Origin of the sequence: Bradyrhizobium sp. URHA0013 (assembly GCF_000518345.1) — a bacterium.
Lineage (GTDB): Bacteria > Pseudomonadota > Alphaproteobacteria > Rhizobiales > Xanthobacteraceae > Bradyrhizobium.
The window spans coordinates 868,966-894,765 of sequence record NZ_KI912426.1 but is presented as its reverse complement, the minus strand read 5'-3'; the positions used below and the strand labels follow the sequence as shown (position 1 = coordinate 894,765).

26 protein-coding genes are annotated in these 25,800 nt (G+C 63.8%); 6 read left to right on the top strand and 20 right to left on the bottom strand.

Annotated features, from left to right (window positions below):
• Window positions 1-6: 6 nt before the first annotated feature.
• From N551_RS0124800 to N551_RS0124790, 3 genes are all read right to left on the bottom strand, one after another.
• Window positions 7-459, bottom strand: a complete 453-nt coding sequence (locus N551_RS0124800; RefSeq protein ID WP_027517044.1) for a cytochrome c — start codon at window positions 457-459, stop codon at window positions 7-9.
• A gap of 96 nt (window positions 460-555) precedes the next feature.
• On the bottom strand, window positions 556-816 hold the full coding sequence (locus N551_RS0124795; protein WP_027569188.1) for a cytochrome C oxidase subunit IV family protein: 261 nt from the start codon (window positions 814-816) through the stop codon (window positions 556-558).
• Between the two features lie 2 nt (window positions 817-818).
• Window positions 819-1,394, bottom strand: coding sequence for a cytochrome c oxidase subunit 3 family protein (locus N551_RS0124790; RefSeq protein WP_027569187.1), 576 nt, complete (start codon window positions 1,392-1,394; stop codon window positions 819-821).
• A gap of 171 nt (window positions 1,395-1,565) precedes the next feature.
• Here N551_RS0124790 and N551_RS39000 point away from each other — a divergent pair, with 171 nt between their 5' ends.
• Window positions 1,566-1,721, top strand: coding sequence for a hypothetical protein (locus N551_RS39000; protein ID WP_197031187.1), 156 nt, complete (start codon window positions 1,566-1,568; stop codon window positions 1,719-1,721).
• 83 nt (window positions 1,722-1,804) lie between these two features.
• Here the strand turns inward: N551_RS39000 and mmsB are convergent, their stop codons facing one another.
• The 16 genes from mmsB to N551_RS0124700 form a co-directional block, all read right to left on the bottom strand.
• Window positions 1,805-2,995: a multiple monosaccharide ABC transporter permease gene (gene mmsB, locus N551_RS0124780; RefSeq protein WP_027569186.1), complete on the bottom strand. Its 1,191-nt coding sequence runs from the start codon at window positions 2,993-2,995 to the stop codon at window positions 1,805-1,807.
• Window positions 2,992-4,569, bottom strand: coding sequence for a multiple monosaccharide ABC transporter ATP-binding protein (gene mmsA / locus N551_RS0124775; protein ID WP_027569185.1), 1,578 nt, complete (start codon window positions 4,567-4,569; stop codon window positions 2,992-2,994). The genes mmsB and mmsA overlap by 4 nt, the downstream gene beginning before the upstream one ends.
• Before the next feature lie 188 nt (window positions 4,570-4,757).
• Window positions 4,758-5,831, bottom strand: coding sequence for a multiple monosaccharide ABC transporter substrate-binding protein (gene chvE, locus N551_RS0124765; protein WP_027569184.1), 1,074 nt, complete (start codon window positions 5,829-5,831; stop codon window positions 4,758-4,760).
• A 73-nt stretch (window positions 5,832-5,904) separates the two neighbouring features.
• A complete protein-coding gene (locus tag N551_RS0124760; protein WP_027569183.1) occupies window positions 5,905-6,783 on the bottom strand; it encodes an SMP-30/gluconolactonase/LRE family protein in 879 nt (292 codons plus the stop codon).
• Window positions 6,783-7,859, bottom strand: coding sequence for an aldose epimerase family protein (locus N551_RS0124755; protein WP_027569182.1), 1,077 nt, complete (start codon window positions 7,857-7,859; stop codon window positions 6,783-6,785). Before N551_RS0124755 ends, N551_RS0124760 begins: the two co-directional genes overlap by 1 nt.
• A 2-nt stretch (window positions 7,860-7,861) precedes the next feature.
• Entirely contained in the window at window positions 7,862-8,788 is a 927-nt protein-coding gene (locus N551_RS0124750) for a Gfo/Idh/MocA family protein (protein ID WP_027569181.1), read from the bottom strand.
• Entirely contained in the window at window positions 8,785-9,564 is a 780-nt protein-coding gene (locus N551_RS0124745) for a FadR/GntR family transcriptional regulator (RefSeq protein ID WP_027569180.1), read from the bottom strand. Before N551_RS0124745 ends, N551_RS0124750 begins: the two co-directional genes overlap by 4 nt.
• The gene (yjfF, locus tag N551_RS0124740; protein WP_027569179.1) at window positions 9,561-10,541 is read right to left on the bottom strand and encodes a galactofuranose ABC transporter, permease protein YjfF; all 981 of its coding nucleotides are present in this window, start codon (window positions 10,539-10,541) and stop codon (window positions 9,561-9,563) included. The genes N551_RS0124745 and yjfF overlap by 4 nt, the downstream gene beginning before the upstream one ends.
• Complete coding sequence (locus tag N551_RS0124735) at window positions 10,538-11,530, bottom strand: ABC transporter permease (protein WP_027569178.1); 993 nt, start codon at window positions 11,528-11,530, stop codon at window positions 10,538-10,540. The genes yjfF and N551_RS0124735 overlap by 4 nt, the downstream gene beginning before the upstream one ends.
• Window positions 11,527-13,071 carry a sugar ABC transporter ATP-binding protein gene (locus N551_RS0124730; protein WP_027569177.1) on the bottom strand — a complete coding sequence of 515 codons (1,545 nt, stop codon included), beginning with the start codon at window positions 13,069-13,071 and terminating at the stop codon, window positions 11,527-11,529. Before N551_RS0124730 ends, N551_RS0124735 begins: the two co-directional genes overlap by 4 nt.
• 121 nt (window positions 13,072-13,192) lie before the next feature.
• A complete protein-coding gene (ytfQ, locus tag N551_RS0124725) occupies window positions 13,193-14,158 on the bottom strand; it encodes a galactofuranose ABC transporter, galactofuranose-binding protein YtfQ (protein WP_027569176.1) in 966 nt (321 codons plus the stop codon).
• 437 nt (window positions 14,159-14,595) lie between these two features.
• A complete protein-coding gene (locus N551_RS0124720) occupies window positions 14,596-15,768 on the bottom strand; it encodes a fumarylacetoacetate hydrolase family protein (RefSeq protein WP_027569175.1) in 1,173 nt (390 codons plus the stop codon).
• Between the two features lie 111 nt (window positions 15,769-15,879).
• A complete protein-coding gene (locus N551_RS0124715; protein ID WP_027569174.1) occupies window positions 15,880-16,857 on the bottom strand; it encodes a HEAT repeat domain-containing protein in 978 nt (325 codons plus the stop codon).
• A gap of 2 nt (window positions 16,858-16,859) precedes the next feature.
• Entirely contained in the window at window positions 16,860-17,093 is a 234-nt protein-coding gene (locus tag N551_RS0124710; protein ID WP_007593252.1) for a ferredoxin family protein, read from the bottom strand.
• A 29-nt stretch (window positions 17,094-17,122) separates the two neighbouring features.
• The gene (locus tag N551_RS0124705; RefSeq protein ID WP_007608408.1) at window positions 17,123-18,865 is read right to left on the bottom strand and encodes a fumarate reductase/succinate dehydrogenase flavoprotein subunit; all 1,743 of its coding nucleotides are present in this window, start codon (window positions 18,863-18,865) and stop codon (window positions 17,123-17,125) included.
• A 104-nt stretch (window positions 18,866-18,969) separates the two neighbouring features.
• Entirely contained in the window at window positions 18,970-19,743 is a 774-nt protein-coding gene (locus N551_RS0124700; protein ID WP_027569173.1) for a ferredoxin--NADP reductase, read from the bottom strand.
• Window positions 19,744-19,951: 208 nt separating this feature from the next.
• Here N551_RS0124700 and N551_RS0124690 point away from each other — a divergent pair, with 208 nt between their 5' ends.
• The 5 genes from N551_RS0124690 to N551_RS0124670 all read left to right on the top strand — a co-directional run bounded on the left by N551_RS0124690 (window position 19,952) and on the right by N551_RS0124670 (window position 24,648).
• Window positions 19,952-20,248 carry a gamma-butyrobetaine hydroxylase-like domain-containing protein gene (locus N551_RS0124690; protein WP_027569172.1) on the top strand — a complete coding sequence of 99 codons (297 nt, stop codon included), beginning with the start codon at window positions 19,952-19,954 and terminating at the stop codon, window positions 20,246-20,248.
• A gap of 259 nt (window positions 20,249-20,507) precedes the next feature.
• Complete coding sequence (locus N551_RS0124685; RefSeq protein ID WP_027569171.1) at window positions 20,508-21,287, top strand: Crp/Fnr family transcriptional regulator; 780 nt, start codon at window positions 20,508-20,510, stop codon at window positions 21,285-21,287.
• A gap of 165 nt (window positions 21,288-21,452) precedes the next feature.
• Entirely contained in the window at window positions 21,453-22,874 is a 1,422-nt protein-coding gene (locus tag N551_RS0124680; RefSeq protein WP_027569170.1) for an ABC transporter substrate-binding protein, read from the top strand.
• Window positions 22,871-23,779: an ABC transporter permease gene (locus tag N551_RS0124675; protein ID WP_027517024.1), complete on the top strand. Its 909-nt coding sequence runs from the start codon at window positions 22,871-22,873 to the stop codon at window positions 23,777-23,779. Before N551_RS0124680 ends, N551_RS0124675 begins: the two co-directional genes overlap by 4 nt.
• Window positions 23,776-24,648: an ABC transporter ATP-binding protein gene (locus tag N551_RS0124670; RefSeq protein ID WP_027569169.1), complete on the top strand. Its 873-nt coding sequence runs from the start codon at window positions 23,776-23,778 to the stop codon at window positions 24,646-24,648. The genes N551_RS0124675 and N551_RS0124670 overlap by 4 nt, the downstream gene beginning before the upstream one ends.
• Before the next feature lie 77 nt (window positions 24,649-24,725).
• Here N551_RS0124670 and N551_RS0124665 read toward each other — a convergent pair whose 3' ends face one another.
• Window positions 24,726-25,784, bottom strand: coding sequence for a YeiH family protein (locus N551_RS0124665; RefSeq protein WP_027569168.1), 1,059 nt, complete (start codon window positions 25,782-25,784; stop codon window positions 24,726-24,728).
• Window positions 25,785-25,800 lie beyond the last annotated feature (16 nt).

The following is a 25,800-nucleotide window of genomic DNA, read 5'->3' as shown; positions in this document are numbered from 1 at the left end:
GCGGGCTCAGCCGGCCTTGTTCGGCGGCCAATCCTGGCGCTTGATCGTGCTCACCCATTGCAGGAAATCGGCGAGATCGTTGAGCTCCTGATCGGTGAGGTTGAACTGCGGCATCTGCCGCCGGCCCTCCGCGCCCGAGGGCTGCGACTGCATCCAGGCCTTCAGCGTCTCTCGCGCGCCGGCCGGGTCTTCCTTGCCGCCCCATCGATCCCAGACGTTGCCGACTTCGGGCGCGAAATAGGCGCCTTCGCCGAGCAAGGTGTGGCAGTTGATGCAGGAGTTCTTCTCCCAGACATGCTTGCCGCGGGCGACCGACGACGTCAGCGTCGTCGCGTCCGTCGAGGTCGTGGCCATATAATAGTGGCTGTGCGCCGTCAGCCCGATGAAGATGGCGAAGAAAAAAGCCGAGCCGCCGTAGAAGACGTTTCGAGCGGCCGACTTGGTCAGGCGTTCAGCCATTGCCAATCCTTTCAATTGAGTCCTGTTGCGTAAATCGGTGATGCGATTTATTGCCGATTGGCCCAGCCCGATCTTTGTCAGGGCGCAAGGAGTGAGTCAGATCAGGGCGACGACGGCGGATGTGAGCCAGGCAAACAGCACCACGATGAGGATCCAGGCGCTGACGAGGCCGCGCCAGAGCGCGGGCGCCGCGCGAAGATCGAGGAAGTCGAGTACTATCCGGCGGCCCTTGACGGCGGCCAAGGCCAGCAGCAGGGCGTTGCCGAGCAGTGGCCGCGGCACCAGCGGCGGCACCAGGATGGTCGCGAGCGCGAGGCCGATCAGCGCGATCCAGGTGATGTCCAGGCGATCCGGCATCGTCACCGCACCAGATAAAGAATCGGGAACATCACGATCCAGACCAGATCGACCATGTGCCAGAAGGCCGTTCCCGTCTCGACGCCGAACGCTTCAGCGCGGCGGCAGACCAATGCGAGGATGATGATGCCGAGGCAGACGTGCAGGAGATGGAAGCCGGTCAGGAGGAAGTAGAGTGTGAAGAAGGGGCTGGTTTCAATTCCGATGCCGCGTCCGATCTCTTCGGCATATTCGGCGAGCTTGACCGCCACGAACAGGCCACCAGGCCCCATGGCTGTGAGCAGCCAGTATCGTGTCGCCCGCCTCTCGCTGGCCCGCGCGGCCTTCGTAGCCCGGGCCGCGGCCCAACCGCTCGTCACCAGCACAATAGTGTTCAATCCGGCGAGACCCGGATCAAGCGCCGCCTGCCCCGCCGCGAACACGGCGGGATGGATCGCGCGGGCGACCGTGAAGGTACCGAGAAACAGACCGAAGGCGGCGAGTTCGCTGAAGATCAGCACCCAGATCATGGGATCGCCGGGAAGATCGTCCAGAATTCCCCAACCCGTTCTCTGTGGTTCGCAATCGGCTGCCGACATCTGCTCTTCCGGATCAGGACACCGGCCAGACCTAGCTCAGCCGCACCGATCCGAGTTTGTTGCCGGACAAACTTGGGGAATGCCGATCAATTTGTTTGCGCCGTCACAACGTCCAGCCTGCCGGGTTGCGGTACGAAACGCCGAAGGTTCCATGGAGCTGCGAGCGATGACATGAGCGATGCACAAATCGGGCTGATGACCGCGACGCCCATCATCATCTTCTTCGCCATCGCGCTCCGGCGAATCGGCGTGCTTTCGACCGTGGCCACCGTGTCGGCGGTGAGCATCTCCGTCGCGATCGCGGCGGTGCTGTTCACGACGCAGTAACGTCTGCCCCAGCCTGCATGGAGCAGAGCGGAATGCGGGTCAGTGGTCCCGTATTGCGCTTCGCTCCATCCGGCTACGCAACCTCATCTCCGCTGATTATAAACGTCGATGCACACTGCCCCGAGCAGGACCAGGCCCTTGATGACCTGCTGATAGTCGATGCCGATGCCGAGGATGGACATGCCGTTGTTCATCACACCCATGATCATGGCGCCGACCACGGCGCCGCCGACGCGGCCGACCCCGCCATAGGCTGAGGCGCCGCCGATGAAGCAGGCGGCGATGACGTCGAGCTCGAAGCCGAGACCCGCCTTCGGCGTTGCGGTGTTGAGGCGCGCGGCGAAGACGAGGCCGGCGAGCGCGGCGAGCACGCCCATGTTGACGAAGGTGAGGAAGGTCAACCGTTCCGTCTTGATGCCCGACAGGCTTGCGGCCTTGGCGTTGCCGCCGACCGCATAGATTTGTCGGCCGATCACGGTGCGGCGGGTGACGAAGCCGTAGAGCGCGATCAACGCACCCATGATCACCAGCACGTTGGGCAGGCCGCGATGCGAGGCAATCAGATAGGTGAAATAGAGCACGGCGCAGGCCAGAAGAATGCTCTTGCCGAGGAAGAACGCGTAGGGTTCGACTTCGATGCCGTGCAACTGCTCGCGCGACCTTCCCCTGGCGCTGGCGTAGACGAGGCCGAGCGCGAGCACCGCACCGATCAGCATGGATGTCGGATGCAGGGTGCCGGCCTCCGGCAAGAGCTCCGGAATGAAGCCGGAGGACAGTTTCTGGAAGGTCGCCGGGAACGGTCCGAGCGACTGGCCCTGCAATACCGCAAGCGCGAGCCCCTTGAACACCAGCATGCCGGCCAGCGTCACGATGAAGGACGGTATCTTGAAATAGGCCACCCAATAGCCCTGCGCGGCGCCGATCGCGGCGCCCAGCAGCAGGCAGGCGATGAAGGCGAGCGTGTAGTCGACCTTGTATGTCACCATGAGCACGGCGGCCACCGCGCCGACGAAGCCCGCGACCGAGCCGACCGAGAGGTCGATATGGCCGGTGACGATGACGAGCAGCATGCCGAGCGCCATGATGACGATGTAGCTGTTCTGGAGCACCAGATTGGTCAGGTTGAGCGGCTGCAACAGCGTGCCGCCCGTCATGACCTGGAAGAACAGCATGATCGCGATCAGCGACATCAGCATGCCGTAGTTGCGCAGATTGTTCTTGATGAAGCTGCCGTTCCGGCGCTCCTCGGGCAGCGAAACCGTCTTGTCGGTCATGGCTGCGATCCTCCCATCTCGGCACCCGCCAGGGCGCGGCTTCCATAATTTCTGTCGTTGCGCATGATGGCGCGCATGATCTTTTCCTGTGTCGCTTCGGTGCCGGGGAACTCGCCGACGAAGGCACCGTCGTTCATGACGCAGATGCGGTCGCAGACGCCGAGCAACTCGGGCATCTCCGAGGAGATCACCACCACACCGCGGCCGGCCTCTGCAAGCTCGTTGATGATGCAGTAGATCTCGTACTTGGCACCGACGTCGATGCCCCGGGTCGGCTCGTCCAGGATCAAGACCTTGGGATCCGTCATCAGCCATTTCGACAGCACGACCTTTTGCTGGTTGCCGCCGGAGAGCTGGCTGGTCTCCTGATAGACGTCGGAGCAGCGGATGCGCATCCGGTTGCGGTAGTCGCTGGCAACCTTCAGCTCGGCGATGTCGTCGATCACCCGGTTGGGGGCGACCTGGTTAAGGCTTGCGAGCGTGATGTTCTTGCGGACGTCGTCGGCGAGGATCAGCCCGAGCTGCTTGCGGTCCTCGGTGACATAGGCAAGGCCGGCGTCGATCGCGGCCGCGACGTTCGGCAGCACGATCTCATGGCCCTCGAGCCGGATGCGACCGCTGATCGTGGTGCCCCAGGAACGGCCGAACAGGCTCATGGCGAATTCGGTGCGGCCAGCGCCCATCAATCCGGCAATGCCGACGACCTCGCCGCGTTTCACGCTGAAATCAACGTTCTTGATCACCTGCCGCTCGGGATGGATGGGATGGTAGACCGACCAGTTCTCGACGGTGAGGACGGGCTCGCCGATCTTTGCGCTGCGCTCCGGAAAGCGATGGGCGAGATCGCGGTTGACCATGCTGCGGATGATGCGGTCCTCCTGGATCGGCTCGGCGCGGCAGTCGATGCCGTCGACGGTGCGGCCGTCGCGCAGGACGGTAATGTGATCGGCAACGCGGGCGACCTCGTTCAGCTTGTGCGAGATCAGGATCGAGCCGATCCCCTGCTCGCGGAAGGCCATGAGACGTTCGAGCAGCGCGGCACTGTCGGCCTCGTTGAGGCTGGCGGTCGGCTCGTCCAGGATCAGCATCCGCACCCGCTTGGACAGCGCCTTGGCGATCTCGACAAGCTGCTGCTTGCCGACGCCGAGATCGGTGATCAGCGTGTCCGGCGATTCCTTGAGGCCGACCTGAGCCAGGAGTTCCCGGGTACGCCGATAGACCTCGTCGCGATCGATCACGCCGAGCTTGGATGGCGGATGCGACAGGAAGATGTTTTCGGCAATCGACATCAGCGGGATCAGCGCCAGCTCCTGATGGATGATGATGATACCGAGCGCCTCGGAATCGTTGATGTCGCGGAAGCGGCGCTCCTCGCCATCGAAGATGATGGTGCCCTCGTAGCTGCCGGCCGGGTAGACGCCGCTGAGCACCTTCATCAGCGTGGACTTGCCGGCACCGTTCTCGCCGACGAGGGCGTGGATCTGCCCGGCTTCAACCGAGAAGTTGACATCGCGCAGCGCCTGGACGCCGGAAAAGCTTTTGCTGACGTTACGCATCTCCAGCATTGCGGTCATCGGTTCATTCTCCCGGGGGCTTCCACAATCGTCATGGCCGGGCTTGTCCCGGCCATCCACGTGCAGCCGCTTGCGAAGAGGGACGTGGATGCCCGGGACAAACCCGGGCATGACGAGTTGATAAACATGCGCTACGCGCTAACCCTAAAGAACTCCCTCTCCGCAGGTCGGGAGAGGGAGTAGACCTCTTACTGGAACTGCGACTTCTTGTAGTAGCCGCTGTCGACCAGGACCTTCTCCCAATTGTCCTTGTAGACCACGACCGGCTTGAGCAGATAGGACGGCACCGTCTTGGCGCCGTTCTCGTAGGTCTTGGTATCGTTGACGGTGACCTGCTTGCCGGCAAGCGCAGCGTCGACCATGTCGGCGGTCACCTTGGCGAGATCGCGGGTGTCCTTGAAGATCGTCGAATACTGATCGCCGCGCAGCATCGCCTTGATCGAGGGCACTTCGGCATCCTGGCCCGAGATGACAGGCATCGGCTGGCCGGCGCTGCCATAACCGACGCCCTTCAGCGAGGAGATGATGCCGATCGACAGGCCGTCATACGGCGACAGCACCGCGTTGACCTTCTTGTTGCCGTAGTAGGCGCTGAGCAGATTGTCCATGCGGGCCTGCGCGGTGGCGCCGTCCCAGCGCAAGGTCGCGACCTTGTCCATGCCCATCTGACCGGAGACGACAACGAGCTTGCCGCTGTCGATGTACGGCTTCAGAACGCTCATCGCGCCGTTGTAGAAGAAGTAGGCGTTGTTGTCGTCGGGCGAGCCGCCGAACAGCTCGATGTTGAACGGGCCCTTGCCATCCTTGAGGCCGAGGCCCTGCACGATCGACTCGGCCTGGAGCACGCCGACCTGGAAATTATCGAAGGTCGCGTAATAGTCGACGTTCGGCGTGCCGCGGATCAGGCGGTCATAGGCGATCACGGTGATGCCTTTTGCTTTCGCCTGCTTGAGCACGTCGGACAGCGTGGTGCCGTCGATCGCGGCGATCACCAGCGCTTTCGCGCCCTTGGTCACCATGTTCTCGACCTGCGAGAGCTGGTTCGGAATGTCGTCCTCGGCATACTGCAGGTCGGTGTTGTAGCCGCGCTCCTTCAGGACCTTGACCATGTTGTTGCCATCATCGATCCAGCGCGCCGACGATTTGGTCGGCATGGCGATGCCGACTGTTGCTTTGTCCTGGGCCGAGGCGGTGACGCCCGCGGCGATCGTCGCAGCGCCGGCCAGCGCGAGCGCGAGGAAGGTCGTCTTCAGTTTCAACATGTTTCACTCCCTTGGATGTCAGACTGTTTTTTCGTGTCGTCGAGAACTTTGGTCGTGTGCAGCTTCGAGCCTCCTATGCGAGCTTGACGTCAGGCTCCGCGCGACCGTGCGCGGAGGCCTCCAACAGGAAGGTGTAGCCGGCTTGCGGATCGGCGGCACGCGCCGCCGCATCCATGTCCTGCCAGGCCGAGGTGACGAGGAGACGCGATAGATCGGGGCCGACAAAAGCGGGGCAGCTCGCCTGCTTTGCCGGCACGCTGAGCGAGCGCAGCCGCTCGCCTTGCGGAGAGTAGACGTCAATGCGGCTCGCACCCCAGCAGGCGTTCCAGATGTTTCCGTCGGCATCGCACACCGATCCGTCGAGGCCGCCGATGCCGGTGTGGCGCAGCAGCATCTCCGGCTCGCCGCGCGGCAGGCCGGTAGCGGGATTGAGCGGCACCGCGTAGAGCACCGCACGCGCGGTGTCGGCGAAGTAGCCGGTAGCGCCATCGGGCGAGAAGCAGATCGAATTGGGAATGCTGATGCGCGGAAACAGCATCGATATCTTGCCGTGATGGAACGCGTAGATCGCGCCTGCCTCTGCTTCCGCCTTGCGGCCCATGGTGCCGATCCAGAACGTGCCGGAGGGGTGCACGCGGGCATCGTTGGAGCGGGTCGCGGGATTGTCGGCTTCGAGCGGACAGAGCAGCGCCATCGCACCGTCGGCAATTTTGCGGATATAGAGGCCGTCTTCCGCGACGATCAACTGCCGCTTGGCGTCAATCCGCCCAAGTGCGCTCGCCATCCGGCCCAGCGCATGAACGCGAATCCTGCCGCTGCCGGGTTGCGCCTCGAACAGTCGCCCCTCGCGGATATCGAACCACCAGGCCGTGTCCGTGGTCACGTCATAGGTCGGCCCCTCGCCGAGATGGCAAGGATCGTTCGAAAGAACCGAGGTCGGCACCTGTTCCATCAGGACCTCCTCACCGCAAAGCGATAGACCGTATGATGGCGATAGACCTCGCCGGGCGCTAGGCGCGGGCTCGGGAAATCCGGCCGGTTCGGTGCGTCCGGCCAGATATGCGGCTCCAGGCACATGGCGTCCGACTGCCGGTACAGCTTGCCGCCCTTGCCCGAAATCGTGCCGTCGAGATAATTACCCGAATAGACCTGCAGACCGGGCTGATCAGTGAACAGCTCCATGATGCGCCCCGAGCGCGGCGCCTCCAGCCGCGCCGCGAGCGCAAGCTTGCCGTCACGCGCGAGACAGTAGGTGTGATCGTAGCCCTTGCCGTTGCGCAATTGCTGGTCGCTCTCGCGGATGCGCTCGCCGACCGGCCGCGGCTCGCGGAAGTCGAACGGCGTGCCGGCAACGCTGCGCGGCGGCTCAAGCAACGGAATGGCGGTGGGATCGATCGCGAGGAAATGCCCGGCCGCGACCGTCAGCTTGTGATCGAGAATGGGCGTGCCCGATGTCGCGCCTTCCAGATTAAAGAAGCTGTGGTTGGTCAGGTTGACGATGGTCGGCCGGTCGGTCCGCGCCTCCATGCGAAGCGACAACTCGGTCGGGCCGGTGACGCGATAGGTCAGGCGAACGTCGAGACGACCGGGATAGTTCTCTTCGCCGTGCGGACTGACATAGGACAGCGTGACCGCGGGCTCGGCGCCGTCGTCGATCTCCGCAATGTCCCAGAGCTTGCGGTCGAAGCCGTCGAGGCCGCCATGCAGCGCATTCGGACCGTTGTTGACGGGAAGCTGCACCGTCTCGCCGTCCAGCGAGAATTGTCCGTTGGCGATGCGATTGGCGTAGCGGCCGACGGTGGCGCCGAAGAACTTTCGTTCAGCGAGATAGCCGGCAAACCCATCATGGCCGAGCACGACGTCGTCGTAGCCGCCTTTGGCGTCCGGCGCCAGCAGCGCCTGGATCACCGCGCCATGGGTGATGATCCGCGCCTCGAACCCGCCCTCGCCGCGCAGCACGATGCGGTCCACCTTGCGGCCGTCCGGCAGCATTCCGAAGACGTCTCTCTCTGTTTTCGATCCAGCCATGATCAATCCACAAACGGTTCGACGATCGTGCGCCTGCCGAGCAGGAAGGCGTCCGCAACGAGACGAAGCGGCGCCAGATCGACGTCGCTCGCCCCTGTCGCGGCGAGCGTGACGAAGCGCCGGTAAAGCTCCCGGTATTCCTCATCGGGCGCCTCGGCAACGGTCTTGCCATCGATCGCCATGATCCGGCCGCCGCGGGATAGCGTCATCCGGCCCTGGTCGGTTTCGACCAGGATATCCCAGCTCTGCGGTCCGGTCTGGCGGAAATCGAACTCGGCGGTCACAGGCAGGCCGTCGATGTCGGTCAGCGTCAGGTTCGCGGCGATCGGCGCCTGGCAATTGGCGGGGAAGGCGAGCTCGGCCGCGGTGACGAACACGGGCTTCGGCAGGATCCGGGTCAGAATCGACAGCGCATTGATGCCGGGATCGAACACCCCGAGCCCGCCCGGCTCCCAGATCCACGCCTGCCCGGGATGCCAGACGCGGACGTCCTCTTTCCAGTTGATGTGCACGGAACGGACGCGGCGAGCGGCGAGCCACTCGCGCGCCGGCTCGACCGCCGGCGCATGGCGCGAATGCCAGGTCGCGAACAACGTCCGCTTGGCCTCTCTCGCCATCGCGATCAGCGGATCGAGCTCGGCAACGCCGGCGCCCGGCGGCTTCTCCAGCATGACATGCTTGCCGGCCCTGAGCGCTGCGACGGCCTGGGCGCGGCGCACTTGAGGCGGCGTGCAGAGCGAGACCGCGTCGACCGGCGGACCTTTTTCCAGCAGCTCTTCGATGGTCGCGAAATGCGGCAGATCCGGCAGCGAGGCGTTGCGGCTCGCGACGGCTGCCAGCGTCGCGCCAGGAACCGCTGCGATGGCGCCGACATGCTGGTCCCGCGCGATCTTGCCGAAGCCGACGATGGCGATGCGAAGTTCAGTCACGATTTTTCTCCAGCTTCCGCGGACGGCAGCGCTTCGGCCGATACAGTCTCGATCACTGTCCCCTCGTGGCGGCGCATGCCGTTGTGAATGACGTAGACCATCGCCTCCGACGCGGTCGCGGCTTCACCGGCGGCGATGGCATCGACGATCTTCTGATGCCAGAGCAGAACGGTGTCGCGGTCCTCCGGTTCGACCGGTGCGCTGAGCAGGAATGAGGCGCGCAACGCAGCCTCGATGACGTGCCCGATCGAGCGCATGAACAGATTTCCGGAGGCGCGCGCCACACCGACATGGAGCGCAAGGTCGGCATCGGCGAAGCCAACGGAGTCGGAGGCCTCAAGCCGCATCCGCTCCATGCAGCGACGGAGCTCGGAGAGATCCTGCTCCGACCGCTGCGCCGCCGCCAGCGCGGCTGCGCGCGGCTCGACCGCGAGGCGGATCTCGGCGAGGTCGTTGAGGAAGCGCTTGTCGATCCCGGCATCCAGGTGCCAGGCCAGCACGTCGGCGTCGAACATGTTCCAGGCGACGCGCTCGCGCACGACGGTGCCGACGCGCGCCTTGGTAGTAAGCAGGCCCTTGGCCACCAGCGTCTTCACGCTCTCGCGCAGCACCGGTCGCGACACGCCGAACATCGCGATCATCTCGGCATCGCCCGGCAGCCGCGTCCCTTCTGCATATCGGCCGGCGATGATGTCAACGCCGATCGAGCGGGCCACTTCCGCGTGATTTGAGTGCGCCCGGCGCGTCGGAATGACGAGGATACGCGAGGTGGTCATGAGACTGCTCCCGCGCGCTTTGCCACGGGCCGGCGCGCGAGCGCAACCAATCCCTGTTGCAAGGCGATGAAGGCGAACAGCAGCACACCGGTCGCGATCTTGGTCCACCAGCTCGACAGCGTCCCGTCGAAATTGATGTAGGTCTGAATCATGCCCTGGATCAGCACGCCGAGGAAGGTTCCGATCACCGAGCCCTGCCCGCCCGTGAGCAGCGTGCCGCCGATCACGACGGCCGCGATGCTGTCAAGCTCGACGCCGACGGCGGACAGCGAATAGCCGGCGCTGGTGTAGAAGGAGAAGACGATGCCGGCGATGCCAGCGAGCAAGCTCGACAGCATGTAGATCTTTACCGTCATCCTGCCAACTGCAACGCCCATCAGGCTCGCGGTCGCCCGGCTGCCGCCCAGCGCATAGACATTGGCGCCGAACCGGGTGAGCTGCAGCAGCAATGCGCCGCCGATCACGATCGCAAGCATGATGATCGCGACCGCCGTCAGCCGTCCACCGCCGGGTAGTCGCAGAGCGAAGTCCGACACGGTCGAATAGACCGGTGCCGTGATCGGCACCGATTCCGTCGAGAGTAGGAAGCTGGCACCCCGGGCCAAAAACATGCCGGCGAGCGTCACGATGAAAGGCGGCAGATCGAAGACATGGATCACCGCGCCCATTGCCGCGCCGAAGGCGGCCGAGAGCGCGAGAATGGCGACGAAGGCGACCAAGGGCGGCATTCCCCAGCGCTCGATCGCCAGCGCGACGAACACCGTGGTGAAGCCGATCACCGAGCCGACCGAGAGATCGATGCCGCCGGAAATGATGACGAAGGTCATGCCGGTCGCGACGATGCCGAGGAAGGCGTTGTCAGTCAGGAGGTTGCCGACTACGCGGGTGGAGGCGATGTTGGGAAACTGCATCGCGCAGAGCACGAATCCCGCGACAAGCACGATCGCCGTGATGAGGACGGGCGGCAGGCCTTTCATGCCTTGGTCCCCCGCAGCCGCGTCACAACGCCGGCAAAGCCGGACAGCTTCGGCGATTGCAGCAGCAGCACGGCGAGCACCACCACCGCCTTGACCAGCAAATTGAACTCCGGCGGATAGCCCGACAGCAGAATGCCGGTGTTCATGGTCTGGATGATCAGCGCGCCGAGTACGGCCAGCACGAGGCTGAAGCGGCCGCCGAACAGCGAGGTGCCGCCGATCACCACCGCGAGGATGGCGTCGAGCTCGAGCCAGAGGCCGGCATTGTTGGCATCCGCGCCCATGATGTCGGCCGCTGCGATGACGCCGGCAAGCGCAGCGCAAACGCCGCACCAGACATAGACCGCCAAGATCATCGCGCGCGTGCCGACGCCGGCAAGCTCGCTCGCCCGCGCATTGCCGCCGGTTGCCTCGATCAGCAATCCGAGTGCCGAGCCTCGCACCACCGCGCCGGTGAGGATCAGCATGCCCAGCGCAATCGCGACCGGCACCGGCAGACCGAGAATAGAGCCATTGCCGAGCCAGACCAGATCCGGCGAGGAGAATGTCACGATTCGACCCTCGGTAATGAGCTGGGCGATGCCGCGTCCCGCCACCATCAGGATCAAGGTCGCCACGATCGGCTGCATGCCGAGCACCGCGACAAGAAATCCGTTCCACAATCCGCAGATCAGGCCCGCGCCGAGCGCAGCCGCCAGCACCACGGCCAGACTGTGGCTATCGGCGAGGCTCGCCGCGATCGCGCCGGAGATCGCCATGACCGCGCCGACCGACAGATCGATGCCCCGCGTCGCAATCACCAGCACCATGCCGAGCGAGAGCAGCGCGACCGGCGTGCCGCGGTTGAGCACGTCGATCATGCTGCCGAACAGCCGGCCGTCCTGGAGGCGCAAATCGAAGAATTGCGGCGACACCACGCGATCGACCGCCAGGATGACGATCAACGCGAGGATCTGGGCAAGGCCGCGGCGCGGCAACAGCGCGGTCATGCCCGGCCCTCATGTGCGACACTGGCGTCATCGGCGGCGATGGCGGCGAGAATGCTGCCGACGTCGATGGCCTCGCCGGTGAGCTCCTCGACATGAGCGCGGTCGCGCAGCACCACCACGCGATCGGAATAGGTCACGATCTCGTCGAGCTCGGAGGAGATCACGAGCAGCGCGAGCCCGTCGTCGCAGAGCTCGCGGATCAGACGGATGATCTCAGCGTGCGCGCCGACGTCGATGCCGCGGGTCGGCTCGTCCAGCACGAGGAGCCGCGGCGAGGTCGCAAGCCACCGTGCCAGCAGCACCTTCTGCTGATTGCCGCCGGACAACAGGCCGACCGGACGCTCCGGATCGGGCGGACGAATGTCGAGCATCTTGACGTAACGGCTCGCGATCTCGTCCTGCTCGCGCCGCGACAGCGGCCGATGCAAACCGCGCTTGGCCTGAAGCGCGAGCACGATGTTCTCGCGCACGGTGAGCTCGGCGACGATGCCGTCGGTCTTGCGCTCCTCAGGGCAATAGCCAAAGCCGTGGCGCACGCCGTCGCGCGGCGATTGAAGCCGGACAGGCGCGCCTTCCACCCTCGCCTGTCCGCGATCGGCGCGCTCGGCGCCGAACACCAGCCGGGCCGTCTCGGTCCGGCCCGAGCCGAGCAAGCCGGCGAGACCGACCACTTCGCCATGCCGCAGCTCGAGATTGAACGGCGCGACATAGCCGGCCTTGCCGTAACCCTCGAAGCTCGCACAGACTTCACGCGTCGTCTGTGCGCCTGCCGATGCCCGCGCGCTGGTGGTCTCGGCCAGCTCGCGGCCGAGCATCATCCGGATCAGCTCGAGCCGCGACAGCGACGCGGTCTCGCGCTCGCCGACCAGGCGACCATTTCGCAAAACGGTGATTCGATCGGAGATCTCATACACCTGGTCGAGGAAATGGCTGACGAAGACGATGCCAATGCCGCGCTTGGCAAGCTGACGCATGATGCGAAAGAGGATCTCGACCTCATGGCGATCGAGACTCGCGGTCGGCTCGTCCAGGATCAGCACGCGCGCCGAAAGGTCGACGGCGCGCGCGATCGCGGTGACATGCTGGATCGCCACCGAATAATTGCCAAGCGGCGCTGATACGTCGATGTCGAGACCGAAATCCGCGAGCAGCGACTTCGCGCGGCGTCGCATCTCGCCTTCACGCACGATGCCGAAGCGCATCGGCTGCCGGTCGAGGAATAGGTTCTGCGCCACCGAGAGATTCGGCAGCAAATTGACCTCTTGGTAGACGGTGGCAATGCCGGCCTGAACCGCCGCCTTGGCCGAGCGTGGCGCGACCTCTTCGCCGCAGATCCTGACGATGCCAGCATCGCGCGGGAACACACCGGTGATCACCTTGATCAGCGTGGACTTGCCGGCGCCGTTCTCACCGAGCAGCGCATGGATCTCGCCGGCGCGAAGCGTGAAGTCGACCTCCTGCAACGCACGCACGGCGCCAAAGCTCCTGCTGATCCCACGCACCTCCAGCAGGGAAGCAGCGGAATCCGGGCTGTTCTCCATGACAAATTCACTCCCAACGGCGCCCGCTGACGATGCGGACACGGAGCCTGTTCGTTCGCGCGGCGGTTTCGAGCGGGATCGCCGGACTGCCGAAACACGGCCGTCCGGCGACACTCTCGCCTCAGTAACCGAGGCCCTTCTTGCTGTCGTAGATCTTCTGCGGATCATCGGCGGGCGTGTAGAGCTTCGACTCGGTCTGGATCCATTTCGGCGGAACGGTGCCCTTGTCCTTGAAGGCGGCGATGGCATCGAGCGCGGGGCCAGCCATGTTCGGCGTCAGCTCGACCGTGGCATTGGCTTCGCCGGCGACCATCGCCTTGAAGATGTCGGGGACCGCATCGATCGAGACGGTGAGGATCTCCTTGCCCGGCTTGAGGCCGGCTTCCTTCATCGCCTGGATCGCGCCGACCATCATGTCGTCGTTGTGCGCATAAACTGCGCAGATCGACTTGCCGCCGCCTTCGGCCTTGATGAAGCTTTCCATCACTTCCTTGCCCTTGGCGCGGGTGAAGTCGCCGGTCTGGCTGCGTACCACCTTCAGGTTCGCATGCTTGGCGATGGCGGTGTCAAAACCCTTCTTGCGGTTGGCAGCGACGCTGGCGCCGACCGTGCCCTGCAATTCGACGATGTTGCAGGCCTTGGCGCCGACGGTCTTCGCCAGCCAGTCGCCGGCGACCTCGCCTTCGTGAACGCTGTCGGAGGTCACGGCGGTGAGATAGAGCTCCTTCCCGGAGGGATCGATGTCGCGGTCGAGCAGCACGACCGGGATCTTGGCCTCCTTGGCTTCCTTCAGCACCGAGTCCCAGCCGGTCGAGACGACGGGCGCGAGGAAGATCGCATCGACGTTCTGCGCGATGAAGGAGCGGATCGCCTTGATCTGGTTCTCCTGCTTCTGCTGCGCGTCGGCGATCTTGAGATTGACCTTGCGCTTGGTGGCCTCCTGCTTGGAAACCGAGGTCTCGGCCGCGCGCCAGCCGGATTCCGATCCGATCTGCGAGAAGCCGATGGTGAGCTCGGCGGCGTTCGCCGGCAGCGCGAGCAGCAACGCGGCAGTGGCGCTGGCCGCAAAGAGGGCTTTGAGGATCATCAGGCGTATCTCCCAAATGTTATCCGGGGCGCCGATTGGTAGCATCGCACCCACAGGCCGACCTTTGAGGCCGGCGGGAGGGACTATTTCACGGAAGTTTGGTTCCGACTAGTCATATTATCTGACTATTTGGATCGGTGCGATGGCTGGCAGGAAGGCTCGGGTATGACACGCCCAGCGCGATTTTGTTCCAGCGATGCAACGCGGAGATGAAAAAATGGTACAGCGGTTGGGATGAGGGCACCTCTGCAAGGACGGTGAAAGACGTACCCGCAACCTCTCTCCCCGTCATTGCGAGCGCAGCGAAGCAATCCAGAGTCTTTCCGCGTAGGGATTCTGGATTGCTTCGCTTGCCTCGCAATGACGGTGGGGAGAGCTTCTTCGTCTATCGAGCAAGGCGACTCGTGGAGAGTCCCCCACACCCGGCGGGCAGTGAGCTAGATCAGCTTCCGCTGCGCCAGATTCTTCATCAGCGCACCGATGCCGAACGTCCAGGGCTCGCACTCGTCGCTGGTCCGCATGCGGTTGACGAGTTTGCCGAGCTGGGGTGCCGAGATCGTGACGATGTCGTCGCGCTTGTGGGTGAACCCCTGTCCCGGCGCGCCGCGATCCTTGACCGGCGCGAACATGGTCCCGAGGAACAGCACGAAGCCATCAGGATATTGGTGCACCTTGCCGATGGTCTGCTCGACCAGATCAGTCGGGTCGCGGCTGATCATGCTGATCGAGGAATGGCCGTCGAGGACGAAACCGTCCTGCCCCTTCACGTTCAGGCTGATGTCGAGCTTGCGGGCGTCATCGAGGGTAAAGCTGTCGTCGAACAGGCGCAGCAGCGGGCCGATCGAGCACGAGGCGTTGTTGTCCTTGGCCTTCGACAACAGCAGCGCCGAACGGCCCTCGAAGTCGCGCAGATTGACGTCGTTGCCGAGCGCGCCGCCCACGATCTTGCCGCGGCTCGAGACGAACAGCACCAGCTCCGGCTCGGGGTTGTTCCAGGTCGACTTCGGATGCAGCCCGGCATCCATGCCGGTGCCGACCGACGACAAGGTCGGCGCCTTGGTGAAGACCTCGGCATCGGGGCCGATGCCGACCTCGAGATACTGGCTCCAGGCGTTCTGGTCGATCAGCACCTGCTTCAGATGCATCGCCTGGTCCGAACCGGGCTTGAGCTTCGACAGATCGTCGCCGATCAGCCGCGTCACCTCTTGCCGGATCGCTTCGGCCGAGGCCGGATTGCCTTTCGCCCGCTCCTCGATCACGCGCTCCAGCATCGAGATGGCGAAGGTCACGCCCGCCGCCTTCAGCGTCTGGAGATCGACCGGCGCGAGCAGCCACGGCTTTTTCGCATCGCGCTGATCGGGCGGCGTGTTGGCGACGATAGCCTCGAGATCGCCGATGCGTTCGCCCTTGATCGCGGCAAGCGCCTTTGCCGGATTGTCTTCCTCGCAGAGTGCGCTGACGGTCGGGAATTTTGCGGTGACGTCGAATACACCATCGCCACGCACGGCGACCACGGCCGGGCCATTCGCCTGCGGCAGCCAGACGCGGCCGACAAGCGTTCCCCGCGTGCCGTCCTCGGGGAGAAGGTCCTTAACCGTCAATGTCGTCATGGGCGCATCCTCGCTCTTTTCGGATCGGCCTCGCTCGCGGAGGCCTATCACATTGGCGAAGACCAATAAACGTCTGGGACGGGAAGTCCAGCGCGGCAGCCCGCCGCGCTTCTATGCCCCCGCCCGCGCTTTTCGCGCCGCAATCTGCTGAAGCGCCCAGCGCGCGTTCTTGCGCACCTCGGGATCGGGATCGTCGGCGATGACGGCAAGGAAGGCTTCGCCGTCGTGGTGGGCGATTTCGCCGAGCGCAGCAGCCGCCTCTTTCCGCAAATTGGCCTGGTCGTGGTTGACGCAATTGCCAATCGGGCGAACCGCGCGCTCGATCTTCATCCGGCCAAGGCTGCGGATTGCCTTCAGACGCACCTGCCAGAAATCGTCACTGAGCGAAGCGATGAGCTGGTCGGCGGCAATCGATCCGTTGACATTGAGGCCCAGCGTTTCCGCGGCCATCTCCCGCACCATCCAGTCCGAATCCTTCAAGGCGCGCGTGATCATCTCGGCCGCGGGCTTCATCTGCGAGAAGGCGAGCGCGCTCACCGCAGCACGGCGCACATGCGCGTCCGGATCGTTGATCAGCGCGGTCAGCGCCGGAATCGATTCCTCCAGCTTGAGGAACCCGATCACGCCGATCGCCTGCACCCGCACGGCGGCATCGGAATCCTGGAGCGCTTCGAGCGCGGGTTTCAAGGTGTTCTTGCAGCGCAGCTCCTTCAGCGCACGCAACGCCCCCATGCGGACGAAGGCGTGGGCATGCTTGACCAGCGGCAGGATGATTTCGGCGCAGGCGGGATCTTTGAACTCCGCCATGCTGTCGGCCGCGGCGGCCGCGACGATTCTTTCGGGGTCGACAAGCAGCTTGACCAGCGCGCTGGCGGCCTCCGGCCCATCGAACTCGCCGAGCGCCATCGCAACCTGCTGGCGGACGCCGGCATCGGGATCGGCAACCATTTTGGCGAGATGGCCGACCGCTGCGGGATCGCCGGAATGGCCGAGCGCGATGATGGCGACGCGGCGCTCCCCTGGATCGGCGGCCTGGAGCCGCTCGTGGGCATCTTCGAGATCGTCGTAGGATTCGAACGGGCTCGACATGACTACCTCAGGAGATATGGAATGTTGACGGTGACGGCGCCGGTCGGGCAATCCGCCTCGCAGGGCATGCAGTACCAGCATTCGTCATAGGCCATGTAGGCCTTGTTGGTCATATCGCTGATACGCAGCACGTCGAGCGGGCAGACGTCGACGCACACGGTGCAGCCCTTGTCCGCGATGCATTTGGCGTCGTCGACGACCACCGGAACCGATGTCTGATAAGAAGCGAGAGGCATCGTATGTCTCCTGTTATTTGTGCGGCGGGTCAGGCGGTGGCGCGGATGCGCTGCTTGTCGTAGAGATCCTTCTCGTCGTCGGCGATCGGCACGATATAGGGCTCCACGGCACGCTTCTCGCTGGTCATCTTGCCGTCCTGCTTGCTGAGCAGCGTGTGGCAGAACCAGTTCTCGTTGTCCTTCTCCGGGAAATCCGTCCGCCAGTGATAGAGGCCCCAGCGGCTTTCCTCGCGGTAGAGCGAGGCATGCACGGCCATGTCCGCGCAATCCATGATCGACTGGACTTCGAGCGCGCGGAGCAGTTCGTGCGCATTGCGCGCGATCATGCGCTCCTGCATGTCTTCCCTCGCTTCAGCGAGCCGGCGCATGCCGAGCTCGTATTTGCGCGTGACTTTCGGCGGCTGGAGATAGTCATTGACGAGACGCCGGGTCTTGTACTCGATCTGGTTCGGCGGAATGCCGTCCTCGCGTTTGGTCGGCGCCATCACGCGGTCACGTTCGCTGGCGACATCGGCCGCGTCGAATTCCGCGAAGTCGTGATTGTCCGCGAACTCCATCGCGTCGATGCCGGCGACCGAACCGTTGGTGAAGGCGCCGAGCATGTAATTGTGCGGCACGCTGGCCATGTCGCCGGCGGCATAGAGGCCCGGCACGGTGGTGCGCGCGTTGTCGTCGACGAACACGCCTGACGCACTGTGGCCGGAGCAGAAGCCGATCTCGGAGATATGCATCTCGATCGACTCGCTGCGATAGTCGACGCCGCGCCCCTGCTGGAACAGGCCGCGCGTGGGACGCTCGACCTTGTGCAGGGTCGATTCGATCTCCGAGATGGTATCGGGATGGAGATGCTTGAGCTGGAGAAACACCGGGCCCTTGCCGGACAGCAGCTCATTGTAGAACTCCAGCATCATCTGGCCGGACCAGTAATCGCATTCGATGAAGCGCGATCCCTCGTTGTTGGCGGTGAAGGCGCCGAAGGGACCGGCGACATAGGCGCAGGCCGGCCCGTTATAGTCCTTGATCAGCGGATTGATCTGGTAACATTCGAGGTTCGCCAGAGCCGCACCGGCGTGATAGGCCATGGAATAGCCGTCACCGGAATTGGCCGCATTCTCGTAGGTGCCGAACATGTAGCCGGAGGTCGGCAGGCCGAGACGGCCGGCGGCGCCCATGCACAGGATAACGGCCTTGGCCTTGATCACCAGCATCTCGGCGGTGCGGGTATTGACGCTGATCGCGCCAGCAATGCGGCCGTCTGCGGACTTGAGCAGGCGCGTCGCCATATAGCGGTTGGAGATCAGGATGCGGGCGCGGCGGAGCTGGCGATACAGCGCCTTCTTCACCGTTTCGCCGTTCGGCATCGGCAGCACGTAGGTGCCGATGTGATGCACCTTCTTGACGGCGTAGTCGCCGTTCTCGTTCTTCAGGAAGCGGATGCCGAAGCTGTCGAGTTCCTCGATGATCGAGTAGCAGTTTTGCGCGTATTTGTAGACCGCCTTCTGATCGACGATGCCGTCATTGGCGATGGTGATTTCCTTGGTGTACTGCTCCGGCGTCGCGTAGCCGGGAATGACGGCATTGTTCAAGCCGTCCATGCCCATCGAGATCGCTCCGGAGCGCTTGACATTGGCCTTTTCGAGCAGGACGACGTTGGCCTTCGGATTCTTCAGCTTCGCCTTCAACGCCGCCATCGGGCCGGCCGTGCCGCCGCCGATGACGAGCACGTCGCAGGAAACCTCCGAAAGTCCGTCGACGATCTGATCTAGTGACATCGCTTGCTCCTGGTCCGCCGGCAGATCCGGCGCCTTTGCATCAGATTTGTTCAGCAGGCGTCCCGGCGATAGCAATTAGTTGTCGCTGGGCTGCGATTTGCGCCTCAGCGCTCGACAAAGGCCTTTTCGATCACGAAATGGCCGGGCCTGCTGTGATTGCCCTCGACAAAACCGCGTGCGGACAGCATCGCAGGAAGTTCCTCCAGCATCGCCGGACTGCCGCAAAGCATGATGCGGTCAGTCTCGATATCGAGGCCTGATAGACCGATATCGTCGAACAGCTGGTTCGACGCGATCAGGTCGCTGATGCGGCCGCGGTTCCTGAACGGCTCGCGGGTAACGGTGGGATAGTAAACGAGCTTGTCACGGATCAGCGGCCCGAAGAACTCGTGATTGCGCAGGCCTTCGACGAGGTGCTCGCCATAGGAGAGCTCGGAGACCTGGCGGCAGCCATGGGCGAGCACGATGGTCTCGTAATTCTCGTAGACGTCGGGGTCCTTGATCAGGCTGGCGAACGGCGCGAGCCCCGTTCCGGTCGAGAGCAGCAGCAGGCGCTTGCCGGGAATGAGGTTGCCGGTGATCAGCGTGCCAGTGGCCTTGCGGCCGACCAGGATGACGTCGCCCTCCCTGATCTTCTGAAGGCGCGAGGTCAGCGGACCGTCCTGCACCTTGATCGAGAAGAACTCGAGCGCCTCCTCGTGATTGGCGCTCGCCATGCTGTAGGCCCGCAGCAACGGCTTGCCCTCGACTTCCAGCCCGATCATCGCGAACTGGCCGTTCTGGAAGCGGAAGCCCGGATCGCGCGTCGCGGTGAAGCTGAACAGGCTATCGGTCCAGTGCCTGACCGACAGGACCGTTTCCTTCTGAAATGCGTTCATTGTCTCTCCTGATCTCGATTGCGCACAAGGTTTCGGAGAGACAGGAATCCGGCAACGCCGAACTGAAATTCCCGGTCGATTAGTTTCACATTTCGTGCGCAATGATCGAACAGCAGGCAGCGAAGATCAGCGTCGCGCACCTGCGCCTGGCAATTAGTTGCTATCGCAGCAGCGCTGCGGCAACGTAGAGAAGGGTCGGAGACACGTCATGACCTTGGTGGCACCGACCGTGGCAGATTACGAAGCAAGCGCCGACCTCGCGACGCTCCGCGTCCGCACCGCTAAGGACGACACGCTGGACTTGCCGGCGGAAACGCTCCGCCTCTCCTGCAAATGCGCCCACTGCACCCGCGCCCGCTTCGACGGCCGCTTCCCCGAGCGGTTTCCAGGCATCGCGATCACCGAGATCGGCGATCTCGGTTACGGGCTGAACATCTCGTTTTCGGATGGGCACAATCGGGGGATTTACCCGAAGCCGTATTTGTTGAGTCTAGCGGGGCGGTAGACGCCACAGGTCGTCCTCCAAACTCCGCTGTCATTCCCCGCGACCCGGCTACGCCAAGGCTTCGCCGGGGTTCAGGCCCAGGGGCGCCGAAGCTTTTAGCGTAGGCGGCAGACGGGGAATCCAGTACGCCGCGGCTTCTCGATAACCCATTGACGTCTCTGGAATACTAGATCGCCCGGTCAAGCCGGGCGATGACAGCGGGGTGAATCTGGCACGGACATTGCTCCTCTTTAGAACGGTTTGAACGTTCCGGAGGCAAATGATGTTGCAGGCAGCGGCCAATGTGGTTCGCGGGACGGTTCCCGCAACGGTCCGGCCTGCCGGTGGTTCCTCGCTGCTGCTCACTGAGAACCAGCAATGGATCGGCGGACCGCCGGCGTTGATGGACAAGCTCAGTCAGCGCGAACGTGAGCTGGTGCTGAAGCAGGGACGCCGGAAAGTGCTCAACCGTGGCCAGACGCTGTTCAGCCAGGGTGGCAAGCATGACGGTATCTGGCTGATCGAGAGCGGCCGTATCCGGGTGTTCTACACCTCCCCGCTCGGCCGCGAGATCACGCTGGCCTATTGGCATGTCGGCAATTTCGTCGGCGGCCCCGAAGTGTTCGAAGGCACCGTGCATCAATGGTCCGGCGTTGCATCCAGCAATTGTAGCGTGGTGCATCTGCCCGGAAAGGAGCTGCGCTCCCTGGCCCTAGAGATCCCGAACCTCGCGATCGGCCTGATCGAAGGCCTGACCTTCAAGGGCAAGTGCTATTCGGCTCTGGCCCAGATGCTGGGAACGCGCTCGATCACACAGCGCCTTGCGCATCTGTTGCTGCATCTCGTCGACCTCTATGGCGTCGATGACGCCGACGGCCGGGTGATCGCCGCCGCCTTCACCCATGCCGATATCGCCCACATGGTCGGCGCCACCAGGCAATGGGTCACGATCAGCCTGAAGCGCATGCAGGAGAAGGGAATCGTGCTGACCAAGCGCTCCCAGATCGTGGTCTGCCGGCCCGACGTGCTGGAAGAGATGCGAGGGCAAGGGTCTGACTAGGGCTGGTGCCCATGCAAGCAGCTTTATAGTGCAGGACTGCCCAAGGAGTATGCAATCAACTTTTCCCGGCAACTAATCGACTGTGGCGCTCATTCCGGATTTGCCCTGCCCACGCCCTCACCCAATCATGGCAACCACAGCACATCCAACCGAATGAGGATGAGAATGGTCCGCCATCTTCCCACGCTCTCGATCGCGATGTCGGTGACGTCGCTGGCGCTTCTCCTCGCGCAGCCGGCCGCGGCGGAAACCGTCACGCTCGGCATCGGAACGCAGGACACCACGACCAACACGGTGACCGCCGGCGTCGTCATCCGCCAGCTCCATCTCCTCGAAAAATATCTGCCGAAGGACGGCAAATACGCCAACATCAAGTTCGAGCTGGAGTGGCAGAACTTCACCTCCGGCCCGCCCGTCACCAACGCGATGATGGCGAATAAGCTGCAGATCGGCATGATGGGCGACTATCCGCTGATCGTGAACGGCTTCACTTTCGACAGCAATCCGGAGAGCAAGAGCCGGCTGATCGGGATCGCCGCCTACAGCCTGTCGGGCTCCGGCAACGGCATCGTCGCTCACAAGGATTCGCCCTACTACGATCTCGCCGATCTCAAGGGCAAGCTCGTGAGCGTGCCGTTCGGCTCTGCCGCGCACGGCATGGTGCTGAAGGCGATGCAGGACCGCGGCTACGCGTCGGACTTCTTCCAGCTGGTCAGCCAAAGCCCGGAGGTCGGCTCGACCAATCTCCAGGAGAAGAAGATCGACGCTCATGCCGACTTCGTTCCGTTCGCCGAGTTGCTGCCGTTCCGCGGTTTTGCGCGAAAGATCTTTGACGGCGTCGAGACCAATCTCCCGACCTTCCACGGCATCGTGGTCCGCACCGATTTCGCCGAGAAATACCCTGAGGTCGTCGTCGCCTACTTCAAGGCCGTGATCGCCGCCAATCAATGGCTGCGAGACGATCCCAAGCTCGCCGCCGAGAAGATCCAGGAATGGACCGGCATCAGCAAGGAGGTCGTCTACATCTTCCTCGGCCCCAGCGGCAACATGACCACCGATCCCACGGTCAAGCCGGCGCTGATCGATGCCGCCACGGCCGACGTCAAGGTGCTGCAGAACCTCGGCCGCATGAAGGAGTTCGACCCGAAGAAATGGGTCGATGACAGCTACATCCGAAAAGCTTATGCCGAGATGAAGCTCGACTATGACGCGCAGCTTGCGAGCACCAAGAATTACGAGATCTCCGGCGACGATTCCTTCTGCAAGAAACCGATCTCCGATCCGCGCAAGGCCGGCGAGGTCTGGGTCGACGATTCAGGCATCATGCCCTTCTCGTCAGCCAGCTGCACGCTCGGCGCCTATGCCGACTACAAGGCCAAGGGCAAGAAGATCAACGTCGCCTACGTCTTCGATACCACCCGCGGTATCAAGCTGTTCGCCGACCAGGCTTTCTTCGCGGTCGGCAATGGCGAGGTTGCGCCGTTCCTGCTGAAGAAGGATGCCGAAGCCTATGCCGCCAAGATCAGCGGCAAGGTGCTCGGCTTCGACGACGCGGTGAAGGCGGCGGTCAGCGGGAGCAAGACGTGAGCAGTCCCGCCCTCCTCAGACATTCCGAGGACAGCATGCCGGCAAGTGCAATCGCGGAGGCAAGCGCCATGCCCGCCTCCACGCCACCCGCGTCTCCACCCTCCTTCGGCACGCTCGCACTGCGCTGGTACCGGCTCAACCGGGGCGGGCTGCGCGCGACCGCGATCGGCATCATCTCACTGCTCGCCTTTCTTCTGGTCTGGCATCTGCTGACGACCTATCGCGTCGTGTTCTTCGTGCGCTTCACCAACGTGCCTTCGCCGCTCGCGGTCTATGCGAGCTTCACCAAGGCGATCCACGATCCGAAATTCCTGCTGCACGTCCTCTTGAGCTGCCGGCGCATCTTCTTCGGCTTCTCGCTTGCGGCGATCGTCGCGGTGCCACTCGGCCTGATCATGGGCCGCTTCAAGCTGATCCACGAGATCATCTTCCCAGTAGCGGAGGTGCTGCGGCCGATCCCGGCGATTGCCTGGGTGCCGATGGCCATCATGCTGTGGCCGACCAACGAGCAGAGCATCGTCTACATCACGTTCCTCGGATCGTTCTTCCCGATCCTGGTCAACACGCTGCACGGCATGTCGCTGGTGGATCCCGTGCTGGTGCGTGCCGCGCAATGTCTCGGCGCGCGGGAGCGCTCGATCTTCCGCGATGTGTATTTTCCGGCCTCGCTCCCGCACATCTTCACCGGCCTCACCGTCGGCATGGGCGTGGCCTGGGTGTCGCTGATCGCCGCCGAGATGATCTCGGGGCAATATGGCATCGGCTATTTCACCTGGGAGGCCTATTCGCTGGTCCAGTATGCCGACATCGCGCTCGGCATGATCGCGATCGGCGTGCTCGGCCTCGGATCGAGCATGTTGATCCGAGGCGCCGGACAATTGGTGATGCCGTGGAGGTCAAGATGAGTGAGATCGTTGTCAAGGCACCGCAGGGCCATATCGAGGTCAAAAACTTCTCCCTCAGCTACGACAGCATCGAGGGGCCGGTCGAAGCCGTCACGGATACGCAGATTCATGTGAAGCCTGGCGAGTTCGTCTCGATCGTCGGACCCTCCGGCTGCGGAAAGTCGACGCTGCTCAACGCGGTCGCCGGCTTCCTCAAGCCGACCACGGGCATCGTCACCGTCGACGGCGAGAAGGTGAACGGCCCGAGCGCGGAGCGCGGCATGGTGTTTCAGCAATATTCGCTGTTTCCCTGGAAGACCGTGCGGGAGAACGTCGAGTTCGGCCTGAAGATGCGCGGCATGCCACGCTCGCAGCGCGAGCGCGCCGCGCGCACGCTGCTGGGACTCGCGGGCCTCGAAGCCTTCGAAAAGCATTACCCCGAGAAACTCTCAGGTGGCATGAAGCAGCGCGTTGGCATCGTCCGGGCGCTCGCGACGGGACCCAAAGTGTTGCTGCTCGACGAACCCTTCGGCGCGCTCGACGCGCAGACCCGGGTCATCATGCAGCAGATCCTCACCAACATGTGGCAGCGGCTGAAGATCTCGGTGCTGTTCGTCACCCACGACATCGACGAGGCGATTTTCCTGTCCGATCGTGTCTACTGCATGACCGCACGCCCCGGCTCGATCAAGGCGGAGATTCCGATCCCGCTGGAGCGGCCGCGGCAGCAGGCGATGATGATGTCATCGGAGTTTTTGGCGCTGCGCCGCGGACTGATGTCGCTGATCCGCGAGGAGAGCATCAAGGCGATGGGCGGCGAGCTCAACGACATGGGCATGCAGGGGCTGAACATCGAGCTGCACGGGCATTCGCTCGCGGATGTGATTTAGCGATTTCTCGACGCTTACCCTCTTAGTTCCCTTCTCCCCTTGCGCGAAGGAAGAAGAGTTCGCGGCTACAGCCGCCTTCACTTGAACCAGTGCACCAGTGCGATGCTGATGCCGAGCAGCAGCATCAGCGACAGCGTCACGGCCGCCGTCACCCTGCCCCCGACATTGGCCAGCACACGAACGTCGACACCCAGACCCAGCGCCGCCATCGACACCACCGTGAGAAAGCTGGTGATCTTCGTCACCGGACCAACCACCGTGCCTGGCACGATCTCCAGGGATCGCAGGGTCGCCAGCGCAAGGAAGCCGAGGATGAACCACGGGACCAGGCGGAAAAAGCCGACACTGGTCTTCTTGGCGTCGCTGTGCCAGCGCGAGGCCGTCAGCGAGAGGCCGACGACGACCGGCCCGAGCATCAGCACCCGCATCAGCTTGACGAGCGTGCCGATCTGCGTCGAGACGAGCCCCGCCGGCACAGTCGCCGCAAGCACCTGCGGCACGGCATAGACGGTGAGGCCTGCGAGGATGCCGTATTGCGTGGCCGATAGCTGCAGCAGCGGGATCAGCAGCGGCAGGCCGAGCACCATCATCACGCCGAGGATGGCGGTGAAGGAGATCGAGGATGCGATCTCGTCATTGTTGGCGCCGATGATCGGCGCCACCGCCGCAATCGCCGAGTTGCCGCAGATCGAGTTGCCGCAGGCGATCAGGATCGAGAGCCGCGTCGAGAGACCAAGCAGGCGGCTGATGCCGAAGGAGACGCAGAGCGCGACCACAACGACGGCCGCGATCGAGGCCAACAGCGCGACGCCGGACGCCGCGATAGCAGCAAAGCTGATCGAGGCCCCCAGCAGCATGACGGCGACTTCGAGCAGCTGCTTGGCGCTGAAGGCGATGCCGGACTGCCAGCGCGGCGCGGGCTTCCAGAAGCTGCGCACGGCCATGCCGAGCAAGATCGCCATCACCAGCGCCTCGACATAGGGATGCTCGAAGACGCCCAATTCCGCCCGTTCGAGCAGGGCCGAAACACCGGCCACGGCGATGCAGAGGAGGATCCCGGGAATCAGCGCGACAATGCGGCCAGTGGCCGTGGTCGGCTTGGCGTCGGCCGGACTGGATGCTTGATTCTGCGACACAAATCTCTCCCCGAGG